Annotated in this window: 27 protein-coding genes and 2 pseudogenes; 5 read left to right on the top strand and 24 right to left on the bottom strand. The window is 35.1% G+C overall.

What is annotated here, in order from left to right:
- Positions 1 to 43: 43 nt before the first annotated feature.
- The 7 genes and pseudogenes from LOK41_RS07535 to LOK41_RS29085 form a co-directional block, all read right to left on the bottom strand.
- Entirely contained in the window at positions 44 to 319 is a 276-nt protein-coding gene (locus LOK41_RS07535) for a stage V sporulation protein S (RefSeq protein WP_241815924.1), read from the bottom strand.
- A gap of 167 nt (positions 320 to 486) precedes the next feature.
- Positions 487 to 1029, bottom strand: coding sequence for a site-specific integrase (locus tag LOK41_RS07530; RefSeq protein ID WP_241815923.1), 543 nt, complete (start codon positions 1027 to 1029; stop codon positions 487 to 489).
- Complete coding sequence (locus LOK41_RS07525) at positions 1026 to 1496, bottom strand: ArpU family phage packaging/lysis transcriptional regulator (RefSeq protein ID WP_241815922.1); 471 nt, start codon at positions 1494 to 1496, stop codon at positions 1026 to 1028. Before LOK41_RS07525 ends, LOK41_RS07530 begins: the two co-directional genes overlap by 4 nt.
- 175 nt (positions 1497 to 1671) lie before the next feature.
- On the bottom strand, positions 1672 to 1854 hold the full coding sequence (locus tag LOK41_RS07520) for a hypothetical protein (RefSeq protein ID WP_174101895.1): 183 nt from the start codon (positions 1852 to 1854) through the stop codon (positions 1672 to 1674).
- A gap of 205 nt (positions 1855 to 2059) precedes the next feature.
- On the bottom strand, positions 2060 to 2275 hold the full coding sequence (locus tag LOK41_RS07515) for a hypothetical protein (RefSeq protein ID WP_241815921.1): 216 nt from the start codon (positions 2273 to 2275) through the stop codon (positions 2060 to 2062).
- A 156-nt stretch (positions 2276 to 2431) separates the two neighbouring features.
- Positions 2432 to 2665, bottom strand: coding sequence for a hypothetical protein (locus LOK41_RS07510; RefSeq protein WP_241815920.1), 234 nt, complete (start codon positions 2663 to 2665; stop codon positions 2432 to 2434).
- Positions 2666 to 2839: 174 nt separating this feature from the next.
- Positions 2840 to 3044 (bottom strand): annotated as a pseudogene (locus LOK41_RS29085) (hypothetical protein).
- 690 nt (positions 3045 to 3734) lie between these two features.
- Between LOK41_RS29085 and LOK41_RS07500 the strand changes: the two are divergent.
- On the top strand, positions 3735 to 4025 hold the full coding sequence (locus tag LOK41_RS07500; protein ID WP_241815919.1) for a YciI family protein: 291 nt from the start codon (positions 3735 to 3737) through the stop codon (positions 4023 to 4025).
- Positions 4026 to 4098: 73 nt separating this feature from the next.
- Here the strand turns inward: LOK41_RS07500 and LOK41_RS07495 are convergent, their stop codons facing one another.
- The 12 genes from LOK41_RS07495 to LOK41_RS07440 form a co-directional block, all read right to left on the bottom strand.
- Positions 4099 to 4701: a hypothetical protein gene (locus LOK41_RS07495; protein WP_241815918.1), complete on the bottom strand. Its 603-nt coding sequence runs from the start codon at positions 4699 to 4701 to the stop codon at positions 4099 to 4101.
- Positions 4702 to 5238: 537 nt separating this feature from the next.
- Entirely contained in the window at positions 5239 to 5430 is a 192-nt protein-coding gene (locus LOK41_RS07490; protein WP_174101889.1) for a DUF3954 domain-containing protein, read from the bottom strand.
- Positions 5431 to 5506: 76 nt separating this feature from the next.
- Complete coding sequence (locus tag LOK41_RS07485) at positions 5507 to 5869, bottom strand: cell division protein SepF (protein ID WP_174101902.1); 363 nt, start codon at positions 5867 to 5869, stop codon at positions 5507 to 5509.
- Positions 5844 to 6128 (bottom strand): hypothetical protein, encoded by a 285-nt coding sequence (locus LOK41_RS07480; protein ID WP_174101887.1) that lies wholly within the window; start codon positions 6126 to 6128, stop codon positions 5844 to 5846. Before LOK41_RS07480 ends, LOK41_RS07485 begins: the two co-directional genes overlap by 26 nt.
- Positions 6103 to 6291, bottom strand: coding sequence for a hypothetical protein (locus tag LOK41_RS07475; protein ID WP_241815916.1), 189 nt, complete (start codon positions 6289 to 6291; stop codon positions 6103 to 6105). The genes LOK41_RS07480 and LOK41_RS07475 overlap by 26 nt, the downstream gene beginning before the upstream one ends.
- Positions 6291 to 7613, bottom strand: a complete 1323-nt coding sequence (gene dnaB / locus LOK41_RS07470; RefSeq protein ID WP_241815915.1) for a replicative DNA helicase — start codon at positions 7611 to 7613, stop codon at positions 6291 to 6293. Before dnaB ends, LOK41_RS07475 begins: the two co-directional genes overlap by 1 nt.
- Entirely contained in the window at positions 7610 to 8521 is a 912-nt protein-coding gene (locus tag LOK41_RS07465; RefSeq protein ID WP_241815913.1) for a DnaD domain-containing protein, read from the bottom strand. The genes dnaB and LOK41_RS07465 overlap by 4 nt, the downstream gene beginning before the upstream one ends.
- 280 nt (positions 8522 to 8801) lie before the next feature.
- On the bottom strand, positions 8802 to 9077 hold the full coding sequence (locus LOK41_RS07460; RefSeq protein WP_241815911.1) for a hypothetical protein: 276 nt from the start codon (positions 9075 to 9077) through the stop codon (positions 8802 to 8804).
- Positions 9078 to 9261: 184 nt separating this feature from the next.
- A complete protein-coding gene (locus LOK41_RS07455) occupies positions 9262 to 9483 on the bottom strand; it encodes an RNA polymerase subunit sigma (RefSeq protein WP_241815910.1) in 222 nt (73 codons plus the stop codon).
- A 14-nt stretch (positions 9484 to 9497) separates the two neighbouring features.
- Complete coding sequence (locus LOK41_RS07450) at positions 9498 to 10085, bottom strand: helix-turn-helix domain-containing protein (protein ID WP_241815908.1); 588 nt, start codon at positions 10083 to 10085, stop codon at positions 9498 to 9500.
- A 91-nt stretch (positions 10086 to 10176) separates the two neighbouring features.
- Positions 10177 to 10425 (bottom strand): hypothetical protein, encoded by a 249-nt coding sequence (locus tag LOK41_RS07445; RefSeq protein ID WP_241815906.1) that lies wholly within the window; start codon positions 10423 to 10425, stop codon positions 10177 to 10179.
- 24 nt (positions 10426 to 10449) lie between these two features.
- Entirely contained in the window at positions 10450 to 10656 is a 207-nt protein-coding gene (locus LOK41_RS07440; RefSeq protein ID WP_241815904.1) for a helix-turn-helix transcriptional regulator, read from the bottom strand.
- 150 nt (positions 10657 to 10806) lie between these two features.
- On the opposite strand from LOK41_RS07440, the gene LOK41_RS07435 reads away from it, so the two are divergent.
- The 3 genes from LOK41_RS07435 (at position 10807) to LOK41_RS07425 (ending at position 13583) form a co-directional block, all read left to right on the top strand.
- Complete coding sequence (locus LOK41_RS07435; RefSeq protein ID WP_241815903.1) at positions 10807 to 11190, top strand: helix-turn-helix domain-containing protein; 384 nt, start codon at positions 10807 to 10809, stop codon at positions 11188 to 11190.
- Positions 11191 to 11399: 209 nt separating this feature from the next.
- The gene (locus LOK41_RS07430) at positions 11400 to 11927 is read left to right on the top strand and encodes an ImmA/IrrE family metallo-endopeptidase (RefSeq protein WP_241815901.1); all 528 of its coding nucleotides are present in this window, start codon (positions 11400 to 11402) and stop codon (positions 11925 to 11927) included.
- A gap of 108 nt (positions 11928 to 12035) precedes the next feature.
- Complete coding sequence (locus tag LOK41_RS07425) at positions 12036 to 13583, top strand: recombinase family protein (RefSeq protein ID WP_241815900.1); 1548 nt, start codon at positions 12036 to 12038, stop codon at positions 13581 to 13583.
- 31 nt (positions 13584 to 13614) lie between these two features.
- Here LOK41_RS07425 and dpaB read toward each other — a convergent pair.
- A pseudogene (gene dpaB, locus LOK41_RS07420) lies at positions 13615 to 14040 on the bottom strand (dipicolinate synthase subunit B); the annotation flags it as partial.
- Positions 14037 to 14939 (bottom strand): dipicolinic acid synthetase subunit A, encoded by a 903-nt coding sequence (gene dpaA / locus LOK41_RS07415; RefSeq protein ID WP_241815898.1) that lies wholly within the window; start codon positions 14937 to 14939, stop codon positions 14037 to 14039. The pseudogene dpaB and the gene dpaA, both read right to left, overlap by 4 nt.
- Before the next feature lie 360 nt (positions 14940 to 15299).
- On the opposite strand from dpaA, the gene LOK41_RS07410 reads away from it, so the two are divergent.
- The gene (locus LOK41_RS07410) at positions 15300 to 15428 is read left to right on the top strand and encodes a YjcZ family sporulation protein (RefSeq protein WP_241815892.1); all 129 of its coding nucleotides are present in this window, start codon (positions 15300 to 15302) and stop codon (positions 15426 to 15428) included.
- Positions 15429 to 15584: 156 nt separating this feature from the next.
- Here the strand turns inward: LOK41_RS07410 and LOK41_RS07405 are convergent, their stop codons facing one another.
- The 3 genes from LOK41_RS07405 to LOK41_RS07395 form a co-directional block, all read right to left on the bottom strand.
- Positions 15585 to 15818, bottom strand: a complete 234-nt coding sequence (locus tag LOK41_RS07405) for a YlmC/YmxH family sporulation protein (RefSeq protein WP_174101866.1) — start codon at positions 15816 to 15818, stop codon at positions 15585 to 15587.
- A gap of 190 nt (positions 15819 to 16008) precedes the next feature.
- Positions 16009 to 17247, bottom strand: a complete 1239-nt coding sequence (locus tag LOK41_RS07400; protein ID WP_241815889.1) for a M16 family metallopeptidase — start codon at positions 17245 to 17247, stop codon at positions 16009 to 16011.
- An 86-nt stretch (positions 17248 to 17333) separates the two neighbouring features.
- The gene (locus tag LOK41_RS07395) at positions 17334 to 18233 is read right to left on the bottom strand and encodes a polysaccharide deacetylase family protein (RefSeq protein WP_241815888.1); all 900 of its coding nucleotides are present in this window, start codon (positions 18231 to 18233) and stop codon (positions 17334 to 17336) included.
- Between the last annotated feature and the right edge of the window lie 126 nt (positions 18234 to 18359).

Raw genomic sequence — 18359 nt, 5'->3', positions numbered from 1 at the left:
TTTCTATCGGCCTTTTAAAATTCCCTTATATTAACGCTCTCTATTAGGACCTTTTTTTTCTAGGACCTACAATTAATTTGATCGCTGTTTTTTCTTGATTATTGATAGAAACCTCCTGAAACGCTGGAACAAGAACCAAGTCAATGCCACTAGGAGCTACAAAACCTCTTGCAATAGCAATTGCTTTAATCGCTTGATTTAAAGAACCAGCTCCAATCACTTGGATTTCTACATTACCACTTGCTCTTAGTACACCTGCAATTGCACCTGCAACTGAATTTGGACTTGATTTTGACGATACCTTTAATATATTTTCCATGTAAGTTGCTCCCTCTGTTATTTAATGGCCTTTTTTGTTACAGATTGGAATGTAATTAACGTATCTTTAACTAATATTCATACCAAAAGCAAACCGTACTATTTAAATACATTCATTCGATACTTTTTGTCTTCTTCCTGCTCAGCTGTATAAATAAAAAGCGATGACTAGATTTTAAACTTAGTCATCGCTTTATCCATTGCATCCTGGTTCACACCAATATATCTTAACGTAACTCTTTCAGATGAATGATTACATATCTCCATAAGCAAAGCGATATTCTTTGTTTGCATGTACATATGATATCCAAATGTTTTACGTAATGTATGAGTCCCTATTTCTTTTAATCCAAACTCTGCTGCTGTGCTTCTAAGTATTTTATAAGCCATGCTGCGCCCAATCGGTTTATTCTTTCCTTCTCGACTTTTAATCAAATACTCATTGTCTTCTCTTTCTTCAACATACCAACGTAATTCTCTTTTTAATGATGGCGTTAATTGAATACGCTTCTGTTTACCTGTTTTCTTTTCTCTCATCGAAATATGACTACTCTTTAAATCTCCTACTTTCAATTTGAGAATATCACTAATACGTAATCCTGTATTAATCCCCATTACAAAAAGAATATAATTACGTTCACTCTTTTCTTTTAGGGATTCTTTAATTTGTTGTATTTGCTCTGGATCTCGAATAGGTTGGACAAAGTTCATAGGTCATCCCCTCCGTAATGTTCTTCTGTCTCATATACTTCTAATCTAAGAGCAAAAGCTAGTTTATAAAAAGCATTGGACTTATTACGTCTATATGTACGCTCACTCATGCCAATCTCGTTATAGACCATGTAATCAAAGACTTCTTCATCTTCTAAATAACGTTTTACGATAATGTCCCTTTGATTCTTACTGAAACGACTTAATGCCTTATCAATCTGAAAAGATAGACGTTTCAATCTCTCTTCTCGTTTACTCAATTCTAAATTAGCCAAAGCAACATCCTCAGCTGGTTTGCCTACAACATTTGTTGGGCCATAATATCTTACTTCACAAGAAGCTGTAACCTTCATCTCATTTCTAATCATCCCAAACTGTCTATAAATACGAACGTCTTCAAGAATCTTTTCTAAACGTGCCTGCGTTGCTTTACGATCAATCTTTGGCAAGAAAGTTAATTGAGTCATATATAAACACTCCTTGTCTATTTTATTAATGAAATAAAAAAAGCGGACATCAAACTACAGAGCAATATTGCTAACGCTCTTTGCAGTTCGATGTCCGCTGGTTCTTCCAGTAGGACTGATAATTTAATTGTATCTATTATACCATTTTCTTCTTTTTGGGTAATTTATAAAAGGATTATTTTATTAAGTTTTGTTCCCTTAACTGAAACCAAGTTTCCATGCCTCTTATATCTTTCTTATACAACGGCATTACATATATCTCTTCATTGATTAACAGTTGCAACTCTACACATTGTTTTTCTTTATTCCACCCATAAGATGCCATAGGTACCATTTTCCGCTCTTTTTGCTCTACCATTTCCCTCTACCTCCCTATTCCCAGCTATAAACACAATCCCAACAAAATACATCTTCTTCATGTAATAAACCGGTTGTTATTTCTTTTCCACATTCTTTATCCATACCTCTACCCCCTGAATAAAACTCAATATTCCGTCAATACTGTAGATACCCATTTCTCTATTACCCATGACCTGAGCAGTTAGCTTTTGCTAGCTGCTCTTTTACTGCTTCACGACATCTTTTGGGCAAACACGTAAAATGTATGGTAATTCTCCTGTTTTAGATAACCCAAAATCCCCCAACCTCGATACCATTACCACTGTATATTCTTCTCCTTTATAGAGAACCTTGTCCTCTTTTATGAACCCGTTATAACCGACTATTCTGTTGTACCCATACATCGTTATACCTTTTAATTTTTTATCAATTTCAATCATTGCTATTGTTTTGATTCCATTATTATCATCAGCTTCATGCCATTCTACATTACCATTTCAATCACCCCTTGAATAAAATCAACATCTTGGCATATAATATCTATGCATCGAATCATCATTTTTGGAGAGAGCAGTTAGGTTGGGCTAGCTGCTCTTTTATTGCGTATTCTCAACCCGAACCCATTCACTACGTTTCATTTCCCAACCTTGGTAATATAATTGTGTAACTTGCTTATCAACTTCAGCTATTTTTCTTTCCCTATGCTTTTCAAGATCTTGCAACTCTTCCCGCAAAGTCTTTATTCTACTTTCATAACCTTTAAGCACTTCAATATCCGTTTGTACATAATGCTTATAAGCTTCAATTCTTTCTTCTGGCCACTTCTCCATATCCATTCCCCTTTTCTATAATCATCTTTTCCTATCTACTTACTTTTCTGGTAACAATTACTGTTGTATCCACATCCGTTACAGGATATCATGTAATAGCTCGATAGAAACGAGCGTTATACCCATTACCCTAGGAGACTAGGGTTTTGTTTTGTGCAAAATGAAATTTTTATATTAATCTTCTTCAAGTTTCGTAACAGTTAAGTAATTTCTTACTCTCTTTCGCTTCGCTAACTTCCTTTGATAAGCTGGCGTTGTATAATAACGAACAGTTTCAGGAAGTACTCTCATATGTTGAGCGCATTCCTGTATGGTCCATACATACTAGCGATTCACCTTTGTAGACTGCATATTCTTTTAAGTTTGTTAAAACACTTATTTTTCAGCCCCCTTTGTTTAGAATTATTAAAACTTTATTTCTCAATATATAGAATCTAGAGTTATTATTAATATTCGTGTATTATATGAACAAAGAGTACCGTAAGAATTACTCTTTGCCATCTTGGAGAGGACCTGCTATTCGTAGCTGGTCCTTTTCTCATAGATTTAAAACCGTACAAAATAGCGTTTTTCTATTAATTTCTTGCATATATAGAAATTACTTCTTCTAAATCAATCTCTCGCACACTTCCCACAAACATTCATATAATGTAGAGAGAAATGATTCTAAAGGCACCCAATCTCCACTTGAAGGAGCGTGAACTATTGCGCGCTCTTTCTTACATAAACACTTTCTATTCAAATAACGATTTTGTTCGAAATAATAGCCCCTAATCAATTGGACACATTTACCAGTATTATTTTCTGAAAACTCATGCTACTGTTAATTAGTCGAGTACGTCATTACTTGACAAGTGCCCTTAGAAGCCCCGTAAACAAACGGGGTTTCTTTTATTCAAATAAGGATTTTATTAAGATTTCTCTTGTAATAGTTTTGAAATAAATTCATATCGTTGGTAATCATAAAAGTAAAAAGAATAGATTTTTATAGTTTAAAAATACTTTTCAAAATTTCAGGTGTATAATGAATATAGAAAAAAAACGATATACCTAGAAGGGTGATGAAGCTATGTTTATAGTTCTTTTAAAGTATGTGAAACCATTAAATGTCGTTGAAGATTTTCTGCAAGAGCATGTAGATTTCTTAGATAAACATTACAAAAGAAACAACTTCATTTTTTCTGGACGACGTGATCCTAGAATAGGTGGCGTTATTTTAGTTAACTCAGATGATGAGGTCGCTGTCCAAGAAATACTAATGGAAGATCCTTTTTATAAACATCAAGTTGCTGAATATGAATTAATTAAATTTACACCTACTAAATATGCCGACCAGTTTTCACCATTTATTAACAGTTAAACGTGTATATTACAAGTAGGTCTTTAGCAATCTTTGTTCAAGACCTGCTCTTTCAATTAAAATAACTATTTTGTTATAAAGTCACTGCTTCTACTGCAGGTTTGTTTTTCTCTAATTGTTCAATTGCCATTTGCAATCCTAACCAGTAACCAATTAAACGACGCAGTAACCTTTTACCGAAATTCCAAACATCTTCCATCGTGTCAGAATCTAATGAGCTATTATGATAAACATCACTTAGCCAAAAGTGGTAACTTTCCATAGATGAACTCTCATCAATCGCTGAAATAATGCCATCATATACTTCTTGTCCGCTTTCTGTTGTTTCATTCATATCGTATTCTTTCCAATATTCATCAAGTTCCCTTTTAGCCTTTTCTTCATCGAAATTCCAACGTTCTTCACAAAAAGCCGTTAACTTTCCAGTAAAATACCCTAAATCGAATCCTTTGATATTTTCTAATGTTGCTGGACATGTAAGGTTGTACACCGCTTCACCAATATCACCAGAAACAAACACGTTATATCCTGAAAGTACAAATTTAGTGCGATACATATTCGTCCCAGGCTTGCCCCAATAAATAACCTGTAATCCTTCTTCACCTTGAATTTCAGCCACATGATCTTCAAACCAATTCTCTTTAATATCTTTAGTTGCTTTTTCAATATATTCCATCTCTCATTCCCCTTTACGAATAATCTTTTTTGTATTACACATACTACCTCTGAGCCGGCTTCCCTACGGCTGTACTCTTTCAAAACGGAGCTCTCTCCTCCGTGTCGTTTAAGAACAGGCGGGTAACTTAATTAGTTGCCTGCCTTTTTGTGTATAGACGTAAAAATATTGTCCATACTTATTGGTGAAGACATTGTTAGCTATTCGTAGCGACCTCCAACAAATGCTTCTTTCAGGACCGTTCTCATAAAAGGAGCGGTCTTATTTCATCTCCGCATCCCCCATTTCGATTAAAATAACGCTTTTGTTATAAATCAATCATTTTGAAAAGTCTTTTATTTTACTATCATTAGAAAATCAGGAAGCATTTTCCCTTTGTTTTTTCTGAATAATCATGATACTATTCGGTTGCTGGCGTTCATCATCTCACGAACTCAGTAACTTCATCCAAGGACCCTGCTCTCATTATTGAGAGCAGGGTCTTTATTTATAGAATTATCCCACTCCCTTACTTTTCTATAAAATTCAAATTTGGTATTAAATCAACTGCGTCTTCCGTTCATCCATACGAGTTACTTTTCCACTTTTATATACAAAGGACTGTTCCCCGTGACCACTTGTGGGTGGCTCTATTGGATGAACTTGTCCATCTTTCACAACATAAATCATATTTTCTGCTAATGAAATTTCAGCCTTCATTTCTGCAATGTTTTCCTTAATAATTGCCACCGGAATCACTCCTATTTGTGTTATAATTACTTTGTCGAATAATTATGTCGGGAGTGATCCCGGCTTTTTTATTTGCCTATAAATATTGCACAACATTCTCTGGAATGAACGGTTGCTCAATAGATAAGTGAAGCCGTATCGAAATTGGCTTTTTACTATCCCTTGCTCGCTTACACATTTCTTCCGCTTCTTCCCACTCAAATTGTTTATCCTCCGCTCGTTTATAACGCCAAACCCCAATTGCGTACTCTTCAAATAATTCATAACGATCATCTGGTGCTGTCGTTGGTTTCAATTCATCAATTGCTTTGGCTTGACGAGGTATTTGTACAACTACATCAGCAAAACGTAATTTTGAATTCAATCGATGAACATTCGCTTTATTGAGATCAAATGAAACAACAGGCTCAACATCAAAAATCGTTAGCTGCTTCATAATCTTCACTCTTTTCTTTTCTCATCATTACAACATAACAAGTATCAGCATCCGTTTGTTTAAAGCTATAATTAGCTGTACTAATCTTTCCGTTCGTTCGCTTATGAATGAATTCTCTCTGCCACTGCACTAACGATCTAATCGGATGAACACATGAATATCCTCTTTTTTCTAAATCCTGTACGGCATGTAGGATATCTTTAAATTTTTTACGTTTGAGATGAATCGTATCTCCATTACGCCAATTTCTTGTTAGAATCATTTTTTGTTCCCTCCAGCACTTGCAAACTCGCTGTTAAAACTTCTTCAAGTTGTGTTAACGTTAATTGGTCTAATGTTTGTCCGCTTATTTCAGATAATCCTAAATCTAGTAATTTACGAATAATAAACAATTTTCTTCTTTCAACTTCCCGTCGTAATAACATCATCTGGCCACCTGCTGCTCATTAAATTTACGTTCTAAGTTAACAAACTTACTAAACTCTTTAATGAATGCCAGCTCTACTGTACCGACAGGCCCGTTTCTCTGCTTGGCCAGAATAATTTCAGTTATGTTTTTATTCTTTGTTTCTGCATCGTAATAATCTTCACGATATAAAAATGCAATCAAGTCAGCATCTTGCTCAATTTGCCCTGTCTCACGTAAATCAGATAACAGAGGACGTTTATCTTGTCTGCTCTCAACAGCACGACTTAATTGTGATAAAGCAACTACACATACATCTAATTCCCTGGCCATCAATTTCAACTTACGACTAATCTCACCAATCTCTTGCATACGATTTCCTCGATGCTTTGGATCACCAACAATAAGCTGTAAATAATCAATCGCTATTAATACCTTTTTATCTGGATGTTTACGTTTTAGTTTTCTGGTCTTTGCATAAATTTCTTGCATTGTTACATTTGCTTTATCGTATATTTCCAGCGGTAAATTATTTATCAGCCCCATTGCTTGACTAATATTTTCCCAATCTTTGATATTGCAAAGCTTCTTAGGATTTTTCATTTTGGTTGCATCAACATTACCAGCACTAGAAATCATTCGCTTGAGCAATTGTTCTTCTCCCATCTCTAGTGAAAAGATTCCAACTGCTGTATCCGAACTTGCTGCATGATAAGCAACGTTTAGTACAAACGCCGTTTTTCCCATTGCTGGACGTGCACCAACAATAATTAAGTCTCCTGTCTGTAATCCAGAAGTCATTCGATTAAAATCGTTATATCCAGTGTTTATACCTGTTAAATCGCCAACATCGATTTGCATCTTCTTATATAGCCCAACAAGCTTTTCTTTTAAATCAAACTCACCTGAATAACCCGTTTCCTCTATCGCATTTAGTTCATCGATTGTATTGCTGATTACACTAATATCTTTGTCCCTCTGAAGACGCTTATATAAATCACCAGCAACCTCTTGAGCATGTCGCATTTTCCATGCTTCTATCACAAGACCCTCGTGATACGAAAAGTTTTTTGTTGTCGAAACGCTCTCAGCTAAATTAACTAAAAACTGAATGCCACCAATTTGATTTATAAAACTATCCAATTTTTCAACTACAGTCACAAGATCTATAGGACTTTCAGTGTCTTCAAGTTCTCTCATCGCTTTAAAAATGGCTTGGTGTGTTGGAAGAGAAAACTGATTTGGTTTTAACTGACAATCTTTTATCAAATCCCCTTCCATGATGATGCTACCTAAAACACTTTGTTCAGCTTCTACATTGCGAATGATTTCGTTACTCATTGCATCATCCATCCATTCTGTTGGTTAAGTGCTGCAAGTTCCTCGTCTGTAGGAATGTTTTGTTTCCATGATTCCTGCTGCTGTAACACTTGCTTAGTAGATTTAGACATAGCTGCCGATTGATATACAGGTTGTTGCTTTGCTTGTGCTGTTCGTTTATCACGAAATGCTTTATCAGCTGCCTCAACATCACCTACTGTTTTCAATCCTTTAAGATGCCAATCTCGTAAAATCGTATTTACGTAAGACATGTTTCTAGTATTTTTTTCTAAAGCAATCTCCATTGCCTTAACAACTAACTCTGCATTTAAGTCATCTACCCATGCGTTAATGCCTTCTGCGATAAAAGGTGTAATGAATCCGAAGTTTTGTTCGTAAAAAGAAATTGGATTAACAACAACCTCTTCCGCATTCGCACGTTCTTCTTGTTGTTCTTCTTTTTCTTCTTCTTTTTCTTTTTCCCCACTTATCGTGGACGTATCGTGAACAGCAAGGAAATCTTCGAAAATAGAACGAATTTTATCATTTTTAACTTTTGGAGTTACTAAGCTAACAAGACTAATATCAACTACCCCATCCAGTTCTTTGCGAACACAATCCTCAATTGGTTTACCTCCTCTATTAAGGTTGTATTTCCCCCAGTTGATAATCGCTAGTTCGCGTGTTTCTGGATTATACTTAACTAATTTATGATGGTTTTCAAAACGATCTAAGAGTGAATTAACACTTTCCATGGAGTAACCTAAATCAAAAGCCATTTGCTTTTTGGTGATTTGGTACACTCCGATTTGTGTAGTACATGGATTTGTAAGAAGATACAGATTAAATAATTTATCTTCCGGATTCATTTCTTCAATAACTTTTGCATCCTGCCAAAATGAAACTTGTACTGGTCTAAAAACTGCCATGTTATTCATCCTCCCGTTTACATATCGCAAATCCGTCTTCTATACGTAATAAGCGATAATTTTTATAACCTTTTTTAAGATATTGCTGTACGAAATAAGTAAGGTGTTGTTCTGACATTACCTGTTGAACCATCTTGGGATTTAACAATATTCTATGTACCGTTTTGTCTAAAATCATGCAATACACTCCATTGTTATACCGTTTATGATGTGGTACAATGACCTTACCTAAAATTATCCAACCGCTATTTATCTATCACTCGGAAAAGTGATAGATTTTTTATTTCCGACGACTTACCAGTGAAGCGTTAACACCTTTAGAAAGAGATCCTTTAATAATCACACGATAGCTTTTAGTTACTTCATGTTCTTCACGAAGCATCTTAAACTCTTTTACACATCGATTAAGCTCTTCTTCCCAATAATTCGCTTCCTCATGAGATTTAGCGTTAAACATGTTGTAAATGCATGTATTCATGCAATCATGAAGTTCATTTGCAAACGAAAAGTCTCCTAGAAGAACAAGATCATGCAGACAATTGTATTCAGTTGTCATGGTTTTCACCTCTTTACTATGTAAATTGATGCTGTACGCATCGTTACAACCAGAAAGGGATATCTTTAAAGGGGATGGAGGGGTAACAATCCTTTCTGGTCATAACGACAAGCACAGCGGCTTGTCCAAACAAATAATAAAATGTTATAATTGCTTTATCATATTTTTTCAGAGCTACTGTTTCCTAGGCGGTAGCTTTTTCTTTTGCCCATTTATGTTTTAACGTAAATGACGCTTCGATAATCTTTATTCGAATTTCCACTAACTTCTTTTCCCTTTGTAACGCTTCAAGCTTTTTTGCATCGTTAAATGTTTTAGCTATTGTTATTTCACCGCTTAACTTTGCATCATAACGAATAAGTTCCTTGTACTCTTTTAAACTTGGATTCTTATAATCTACTGTCATTTGTCTTCCCTCCCTTACAATACTTTTGTTAGATTCATTAAATGATCTACTGAATGAATAATGACGTTTTCTGACATCGCTTTTTGCAACCAACTTCTTTGTATTTGTTCCATAATATCGGAATGAAGCTGTCCTAAAGCTTGTACTACACACTGAGTCGCTTGAATCATATCGAATATTTCTTTCGCGTGAACTGCATATTCATGTTTCTTCTTTTCATCCAACTTCCATGAACGTGTTGTAATTTGCAAATTCATGATTTCCTTTGCTGCCGCAATTCCCTCTTCGGCTTGCTTGATGTAATTCATCAGTTGTAAATTAACATCTTGTGTTAAACGTGGATCTGTAGGCGGTAACCCTACACCATAAATATGTTTGATTGCTTGTTTGTTTATCGGTGCTTCCGTTGCATCACACCAATCCATTGCTAATTCAAAAGGCACTTTTGAAAAACCAGATTCAATATTTTTTAAGCGTTCGTAAGTAATGCCGAGGTATTCTGCTAGACCTTTCTTTGTTCGATAATGCGCATTTCCACAACGTTCTCTTGCATTACGTAATAATGTTCCTACTGATGAATTGCAATATATACTTGTTCCCATATTTGTTCGCCTCCGTATTCAGTTTTCAAAGGATTACAATAAAATATAAAGAATATATAACTTGTCTATTTTTTATGTAAGAAGAGAGGAATTAATCCTCGATACTTTCTTTCGCTTGCATTTCTTTGATGATGGCCCAACCAGCCTCATAATATGCTCGAAGGATTTTATCAATTTCCTTTTGCGATTTAGGTTCAGGAGCTACAACGTGAACTTTCGTTTTTCCAAATTCATAAGTCGCTGCATATTCCTCTTGTTGGCTCATGGTGTCACCTCTTGAAGTGCTTTTTATATTTGTATGCTGCTGATCTGTTGGTACTGCCATTTGAATCGTTGACATTTCCTCACCCTCTTTCTAACCAATTTACAAGTGCGTTTTACGCACGTTACATTTAAAAATTTTTTCTACAGTGCTTTCTAATGCCTCTGCGATTTTTAAGGCCACATCTAAAGATGGTTTATGCTTTCCATTTTCTAGATTTGATAAGTAAGCTCTTGTTATTCCGATTTTTACAGCTAACTCTTCTTGGGTTATTCCTTTTTCTTTTCTTAAGTTTGTAATCTTATTCAATTTTTCACCACCATTACGTGCGTTTTTCAAACCTTATAAATACATAATATGTTCTTAAAACGAACATGTCAATAGTTATCGTTCGTTTTTCGCACTGTTTTTTTTACGAACATATCATGTTAAAATCTTATTTATAAAGGAGGGATAAATTTGTCATTTTCTACAAAGTTAAGAGAACTCAGGGAATCTAAAGGACTTTCGCAAGAAGAATTAGCAGCTAAACTAAATATCCCTCGTTCTTCTATCACACATTATGAAAATAGTGACGATCGTTTACCAAGAAAATCACGTTTACTTGAAATTGCAAACTTTTTTGGTGTTTCTGTAGATTTTCTTCTTAATGAAGAATCCATCCTTCCAAAAGAAAACGAGATAGATCATAATTTAGAAAAAACACTTAACGATCCTGAACTTGGTCTTTGGTTTAAAGATATAAAAGATGCTTCTCCTGAAAAACAAGAAGAACTTAGGCAGTTTTGGGAATTTATTAAAAATAAAGAGAAAAATCGTAAACTTGGGGATAAACAAAACTGATTAAATAAGATACATAATAAATTACACGCTAAATTGCGTGTATTTATTTAGTCACTGAATGGTTAATTGTTCCTACACTATTAGATTTTAGAAAAACGGAGAAATCGCCTTAAATACTCAGAGTTATATTTTTAGCCCCTTCACGGGCTTTTCTTTTTACAGTAAAATAAGAACGTATGTTTTCATTTTGAATAATGGAGTGAACTGATATGCATAAAACGCAGCCCTACTACACAACACAAATCGAAGACTATATAAAAAATTTGTATCATTCTTTATCTATCTTTATTCCAGAACAAATTGATATGATAACAATTGCCCAAAAACTAAATATTTGGTTACACTTTGCTCCCTTTGGAAGTCGTGCTATTTGTAGAAATAATTTGCCTAGTATTATTATTGATAATCGAAACATGCCGTATCAACAATGGGAGGACTTTGGTCATGAGCTTTGCCATGTTCTATTCCATGTAGGAAATCAGCTATACATACCGAAATTATTTTTAGACTATCAAGAAGCAAAAGCAAACAATTTCAAGCTACATTTTTGTATTCCTACTTTTATGTTAAGGACACTAACCCTCCCCGAAACAAGAAAAGAATCGATTTACCTCATTGCAAAAACTTTCAATGTTTCATTTCATACTGCGGAGCAACGCTTGTTGCATTATGAAAATCAGCTGCTAGCTAGTCATTTGCAAAACGTTTTTTCACAAACATATTTAATTATGCAGTAAAAACTATAGATTCTACTTGAATGCACTTAATGACTAACTCACTTAACTTTTTATAATTTATACCACTTGCTTTTCGTATAATTAATACTACTCAAAGGAGGATTCTCTATGAAAACCGCAATCTACCTACGTAAATCCCGTGCCGACCTTGAAGCGGAAGCACGCGGTGAAGGCGAAACTTTAGCAAAGCACCGTACTACCCTGCTGAAAATCGCTAGGGAGAAAAACTTAAATGTTTTAGCTGTCCGTGAGGAAATCGTTTCTGGTGAGAGCTTAGTGAAACGTCCTGAAATGTTGGCGCTTCTTGAAGAAATTGAAGATAACAAATATGATGTTGTTCTTTGTATGGATATGGACCGTCTAGGTCGTGGTGGTATGAAAGAACAAGGAATCATCTTAGAGACGTTCAAACGCTCGAATACGAAGATTATGACACCAAGGAAGACTTATGATCTTAATGATGAGTGGGACGAAGAATACAGCGAATTTGAAGCGTTTATGGCACGTAAGGAATTAAAGATTATTACACGTCGTATGCAACGTGGGCGTATTGCAAGTGTAGAAGCTGGTAATTACCTTGGTACACATGCACCATACGGATATGATATCCATCGTCTAAATAAGCGTGAACGTACATTAACGATTAATTCAGAAGAAGCTTCTGTTGTCAGAATGATATTTGAATGGTATGCCAATGAGGATATGGGTGCAAATGCAATTATGCGAAAACTAAACGAACTTGGCTACAAAAGTAAGTTAGGTAACGCTTGGAATCCATATAGTATATTAGATATGTTAAAAAATCACGTCTACATTGGAAAAGTAACATGGCAAAAGAGAAAAGAAGTAAAGCGTCCAGATGCTACGAAGCGTAGTTGTACAAGGCAAGATAAGTCAGATTGGATTATCGCGGACGGAAAGCATGATCCGATTATCCCAGAAAGCCTATTTGAAAAAGTACAGGAGAAATTAAACACGAGGTATCATATTCCCTATAATACAAATGGATTAACGAATCCACTAGCTGGAATTATTAAATGCGGGAAATGCGGCTATAGTATGGTACAACGATATCCAAAGAATCGAAAGAATACAATGGATTGTAAACATCGCGGTTGTGAAAACAAATCCAGTTATACAGAATTAATTGAAAAACGTTTACTCGAAGCATTAAAAGAGTGGTACATCAATTATAAAGCTGATTTTGAAAAACATAAGCAAGATGAAAATACAAAAGAAACGCAAATTATCCAAATGAACGAGACTGCTTTACGAAAACTTGAAAAAGAGTTAGTGGATGTCCAAAAACAAAAAAATAATTTACACGATTTATTAGAGCGTGGTGTTTATACTGTTGATATGTTCTTAGAACGTTCTAATGTTGTTTCCGATCGTATTAATGAAATTACCGGAACGATGGAAAAGTTGAAGAAAGAAATTAAAACAGAAATAAAAAAAGAAAAAGTAAAGAAAGATACCATTCCTCAAGTAGAGCATGTATTAGATCTATATTTCAAAACAGATGATCCGAAGAAAAAGAATAGCCTCCTAAAGTCGGTTTTAGAAAAAGCTGTTTATAAGAAAGAAAAGTGGCAAAGGCTCGATGATTTCGAACTTGTGCTTTACCCTAAGCTCCCTAAAGATGGCGACAAATAAGCGTTTATTTTTGTCGTCATCCTCTTGGTGTAATTAGGTTTACGCCATTTAAACCAAGAGCATCATTTGTAGAAACAGCTAATACAACCGGTTTTCCATTTCGAAGCGTTGCCTTCGCTGCCATTAATACTGGAGAATCTGTCATTGCATTTGCAAATTTACTCATTGAATTTCCTGTTAAAGGAGCGATAACCATACAATCTAGCGGAATCTTTGGACCAAGAGGTTCTGCTCCAACGATTGAATTAATTACTTTATGTCCCGTTACTTCTTCAATCTTTTTAATCCACTCTGCCCCTTCACCAAATCTAGTATTTGTCGATTGTACAGTATAGGAAACAACCGGTCTCACTTCCGCTCCTTCTGCAACTAACTTTTCTAAATGTGGCATAACTTCTTCATACGTACAATGAGAACCTGTAAACCCAAACCCAATTCGTTTCCCTTTTAAACTCATCTTCCATTCTCCTCCTTCGCAATCATATCTGCTGTTAATAACTGAGAAAGAACATTTGCTAAAATTTGTCCTGCTGTTTTTGGCGCAACAATCCCTGGAAGACCAGGTGCTAACAAAGCTTTAATCCCCCGCTTCTCTGCATAACGAAAATCCGTACCACCAGGCTTAGATGCCAAATCAATGATCAATGTATGAGCTGGCATCCGCGAGATAACACTTGCCGTTACAACAAGATGTGGAATTGTATTAATGACAATATCAACATCACTTGCTTCTTTCTCAATATCCTGCATATAAAAAGGAGAGAACATCATTTCCGAAATACGAGCAATATGTTCTGAGCGTCGTGCTCCTACTTTGACATGAGCTCCTAGTGATTGAAAAGCTCTCGCTACACTCATTCCTGTTCTACCAAACCCTAAAACCATGACATTTGAACCATGAATTGTATAATCTGTATGTTGAATAACCATCATTAATGTTCCTTCTACCGTTGGGATTGAATTGTAGATTGCCACATCATCACGATCGAATAGTTTTACAAGTTTTCGATTTGTAGTAGATACAATGCTCTCTAAATACGGCGTACCAATTCCTGAATATATAGTAAAGTTTGCTGGTGTTTTTTCAATCTGTTCTTTCGTTAGCGTAACTTTTTCGTTTGAAAAAATAGTATCTACTTCTCCTTTTGCATTTGTTCCTGCTACCGGCAAAATAATTGCATCTAAAGAAGTGAAATCTAGATTTTGCATACTCTCTTTTGCTGCCCCTGTAAAACCATGATCCAGTTGATCAAATCCTACTAATGAAAGTTTCGCATCAAGTTCAACCAACTTACGAATCACTTCTAGCTGCCTTGCATCTCCTCCTATGACAGCAATGTGCATCTCAGTCAACATTCCCTACTTCACCTTCTTTTTTCTTTCATTTATAAGAAAAGTGCCTACTTTTTCTTTTTCCTCCACATCATATGTACTGTATAAGCTTTGGGTGATTGAATTCAAACGGAAAGGTATACTATTTTAAAATATAATATTAAGATAAACAAATCTATTAATGACACTTGTCCAAAAAGGAAAAAATTAATATAAAACCCTTCGCCAGCTTCTACATATAGTATCAGTGTATTGACAATCAAGAACGAGCTGTTGCACTGACAAAATTAGCTCTTTTTAGCTTACTTCCATTACTAGCTGTATTGTTAAAACTTTTGGTAGTATTGGGAAGTTTATTTTTGTATAGAGTGGAGGGGAGATCTCTTGGCTGAACAAATAGGATATGGATATGGATGCGGTGGTTACGGAGGATTTGCTTTACTAGTCGTGTTGTTTATTCTCCTTATTATTATTGGAGCAAGCTGTTGGAGTGGCGGATTTAATGGTGGTTAAGTAACACCTTTCGCATCTTTTTAAAGTCACATAATGGATTGCTTCACATTGTGTGAAGCAATCCTTAATTCATATATCATATGTTTAAGATAATCTATATGTTCATTTTTAATCATTTACGTTACCTTAAATTATAAATTTCTACTGTATTTGCTACTATTCCAAATCAAAAATAATCATATCATGTCCAACCTTCTTAATCCTGCTCCACTCTACCTTTACTTCTTGCTGTTCTCTTTTGAATCCACCCCATTTTCCAACTGGTATGATGAGGGCTTGAATCTTCCCGTCTTTTTCATTAATTTCTAAATCAGCGTGACCTAAAACCCCCATTTTTTCTGCCCGCTCTAGGTCCACAATTTCTTTTCCACTTAATTCACTTAAACGCATATGACTCTCTCCTTTCTAAACATCTTTCATACAGTATCCTCAAATCCCATCCTATAATAAGTACGTATTCTGCATGTCTGTAAAAAATACCAAAAAATGCGCTCCACTCCCCCTATTCAAAAGTTTTATAATTGCAAAAGCTTTGTACACAAAAAACCGCATCTCCTCGTAAGAGATACGGTTTTTCTCCCTATTTCATTCCTTTTGGAAGCTCTCCATTTGGACTAATAAGCGCTGCAGAAAATTCATTTGTAAACATACTGCGAATCAGTGAATCTACATCTGATTTCGTAACGCTGTTTACACTCTCAATAATTTCATCAAGAGAACGATGCTTTCTAAGAAGCAATTCATTTTTACCATTACGACTCATACGGCTATTCGTACTTTCTAAACTTAACATCAGATTTCCTTTAAGCTGCTCTTTACTATTCACAAGTTCCTTCTCTGTGATACCTGTATTTTTTAACGTCTCTAAAGTTTCTTGCATTGTATCATATAAAGTATCCAATTGTTGGCTTCCTGTACCACCATAAAGTGTTAGCATTCCTGTATCTTCATAAGAAGAATGATAAGAGAACACTGAGTATGCTAAACCACGTTGTTCACGCACTTCTTGGAACAAACGGCTACTCATACTACCACCTAATATATTATTTAATACAATTAAGTTATAAATATCATCATGACCCATTTGCAAACCTTGGAATCCTAAACATAAATGAGCTTGTTCTGTTTCCTTTTTGCGGGCCACTTTGTTAAAATGAAAAATCGGGCTATGTACTTGTTCACGATTTGTTGTTCCCTCGTAGTTACCAAAATATTGTTCCACTGTTTGCACAAATGCTTCATCAATATTTCCAGCAATCGAAACGACAACATTTTCAGGTGTATAATGATCTTTTATATATTGACGCAGTGTATCCCCTGTAAATGTTTCAAGTGTTTCTTCTGTACCTAAAATTGGGTATCCCAGTGGATGCGTTTCATAGGTCGCTTTTGTTAACATGTCATGTACGATATCATCTGGTGTGTCCTCGTACATTTTAATTTCTTCAAATACAACGTTCTTCTCTTTTTTCAATTCCTCCTCATCAAATGTGGAGTTAAAGAACATGTCAGCTAACACATCAAGCGCATATTTTGCATGTTCATCAAGTACCTTTGCATAATAGCACGTGTATTCTTTTGAGGTAAATGCATTCACTTGACCACCAATGCTATCAAATGACTCTGCAATTTCTCTTGCACTACGTGTCTCTGTCCCCTTAAAAAACATGTGTTCTAAAAAGTGTGAAACCCCATTATTTTTTTCATTTTCATTTCTTGAACCTGCATGAATCCATATACCAATTGCGACAGAACGAACAGTTGGTATATTCTCCATAACAATTCTTACACCATTTTTACAAGTATATTTTTTAATCAAAAACTTTCCTCCTAATGCCAGTTTATCTAAATAATCGCTATTATTTAATGATAACAAGTTTGCACATGAATGTCATGCAAATGTATTTAATCAATACGTTTTTCATCTAGTAATTCTGTAATATTTCCTACTTTATACCCTTGTTTTTTTAACTGTGCAATCATCGTATCTAATGCCTCAGCTGTTGGAGATGTCGGATGCATCAATACAATTGCACCTGGGTGCACTTTCCGCATCACACGCTGGAGAATCACTTCAGGCTCCGGGCGTTTCCAATCGATTGTATCCACTGTCCACATAATAGTCCCCAGCTTTAATCCATCCGCAACTTCTACAACTTCATCGCGGAAACTTCCACTTGGTGGTGCAAACCATCGTACTTTTTGATTTGTAGCGGCCTCAATCATTTGATTTGTCTTTTGTAATTGCTCTAGTATTTGACTTCTAGACAGCGTTTTCATATCTGGATGTGTATAAGAATGATTTCCTACTTCTTGCTTTGCATCTACAATCATTTTTGCGAATCTTAAATTTTCTTTTACCCAACGTCCTTCTAAAAAAAAGGTTGCCTTTACATCATGCTTTTTCAACGTTTCTAATATACGCGGAAGATACTCATTTCCCCATGCCACATTTATTGTTAATCCCACCATTTTTTTATGTGGATGCCCACGATAAATGGGAGAAGGCGATAAATCTTCTAAATGCGTGCTTGGTGAAACTTCCCGATATACAAATTGCTTTTCATCAAATTTTCCTATTTTCTTCATGTTATTATATGACGCTTCAATATCAACCTCTTTACCATTATATCCTGGTGTAGCCTTCCAAATTTTATCAATTATTGCATTTTGCGGCGCAATTGAATATTGCTTCGCTTGTTTCTGAATTTCCTCATAAAGATTATCATTTGCTAGCGCTGAATATGAGCATAAACTTATACAAAGAAAGAATACGGATATGAATATAACTATACGAGTTCTCATAGAAACCCTCCCATTAACTATACAAATAAGAAAAAGCCTTTTTCCTATTATCCTTGTTAATTTGAGCGTTATCATGAAAACTATACCTTTTTATCAATAAAAATCGATGCATCAAATATATTTTGT

It is taken from the genome of Bacillus sp. TL12 (assembly GCF_022625245.1).
GTDB lineage: Bacteria > Bacillota > Bacilli > Bacillales > Bacillaceae_G > Bacillus_A.
This window is presented reverse-complemented; position numbering and strand designations above follow the sequence as displayed.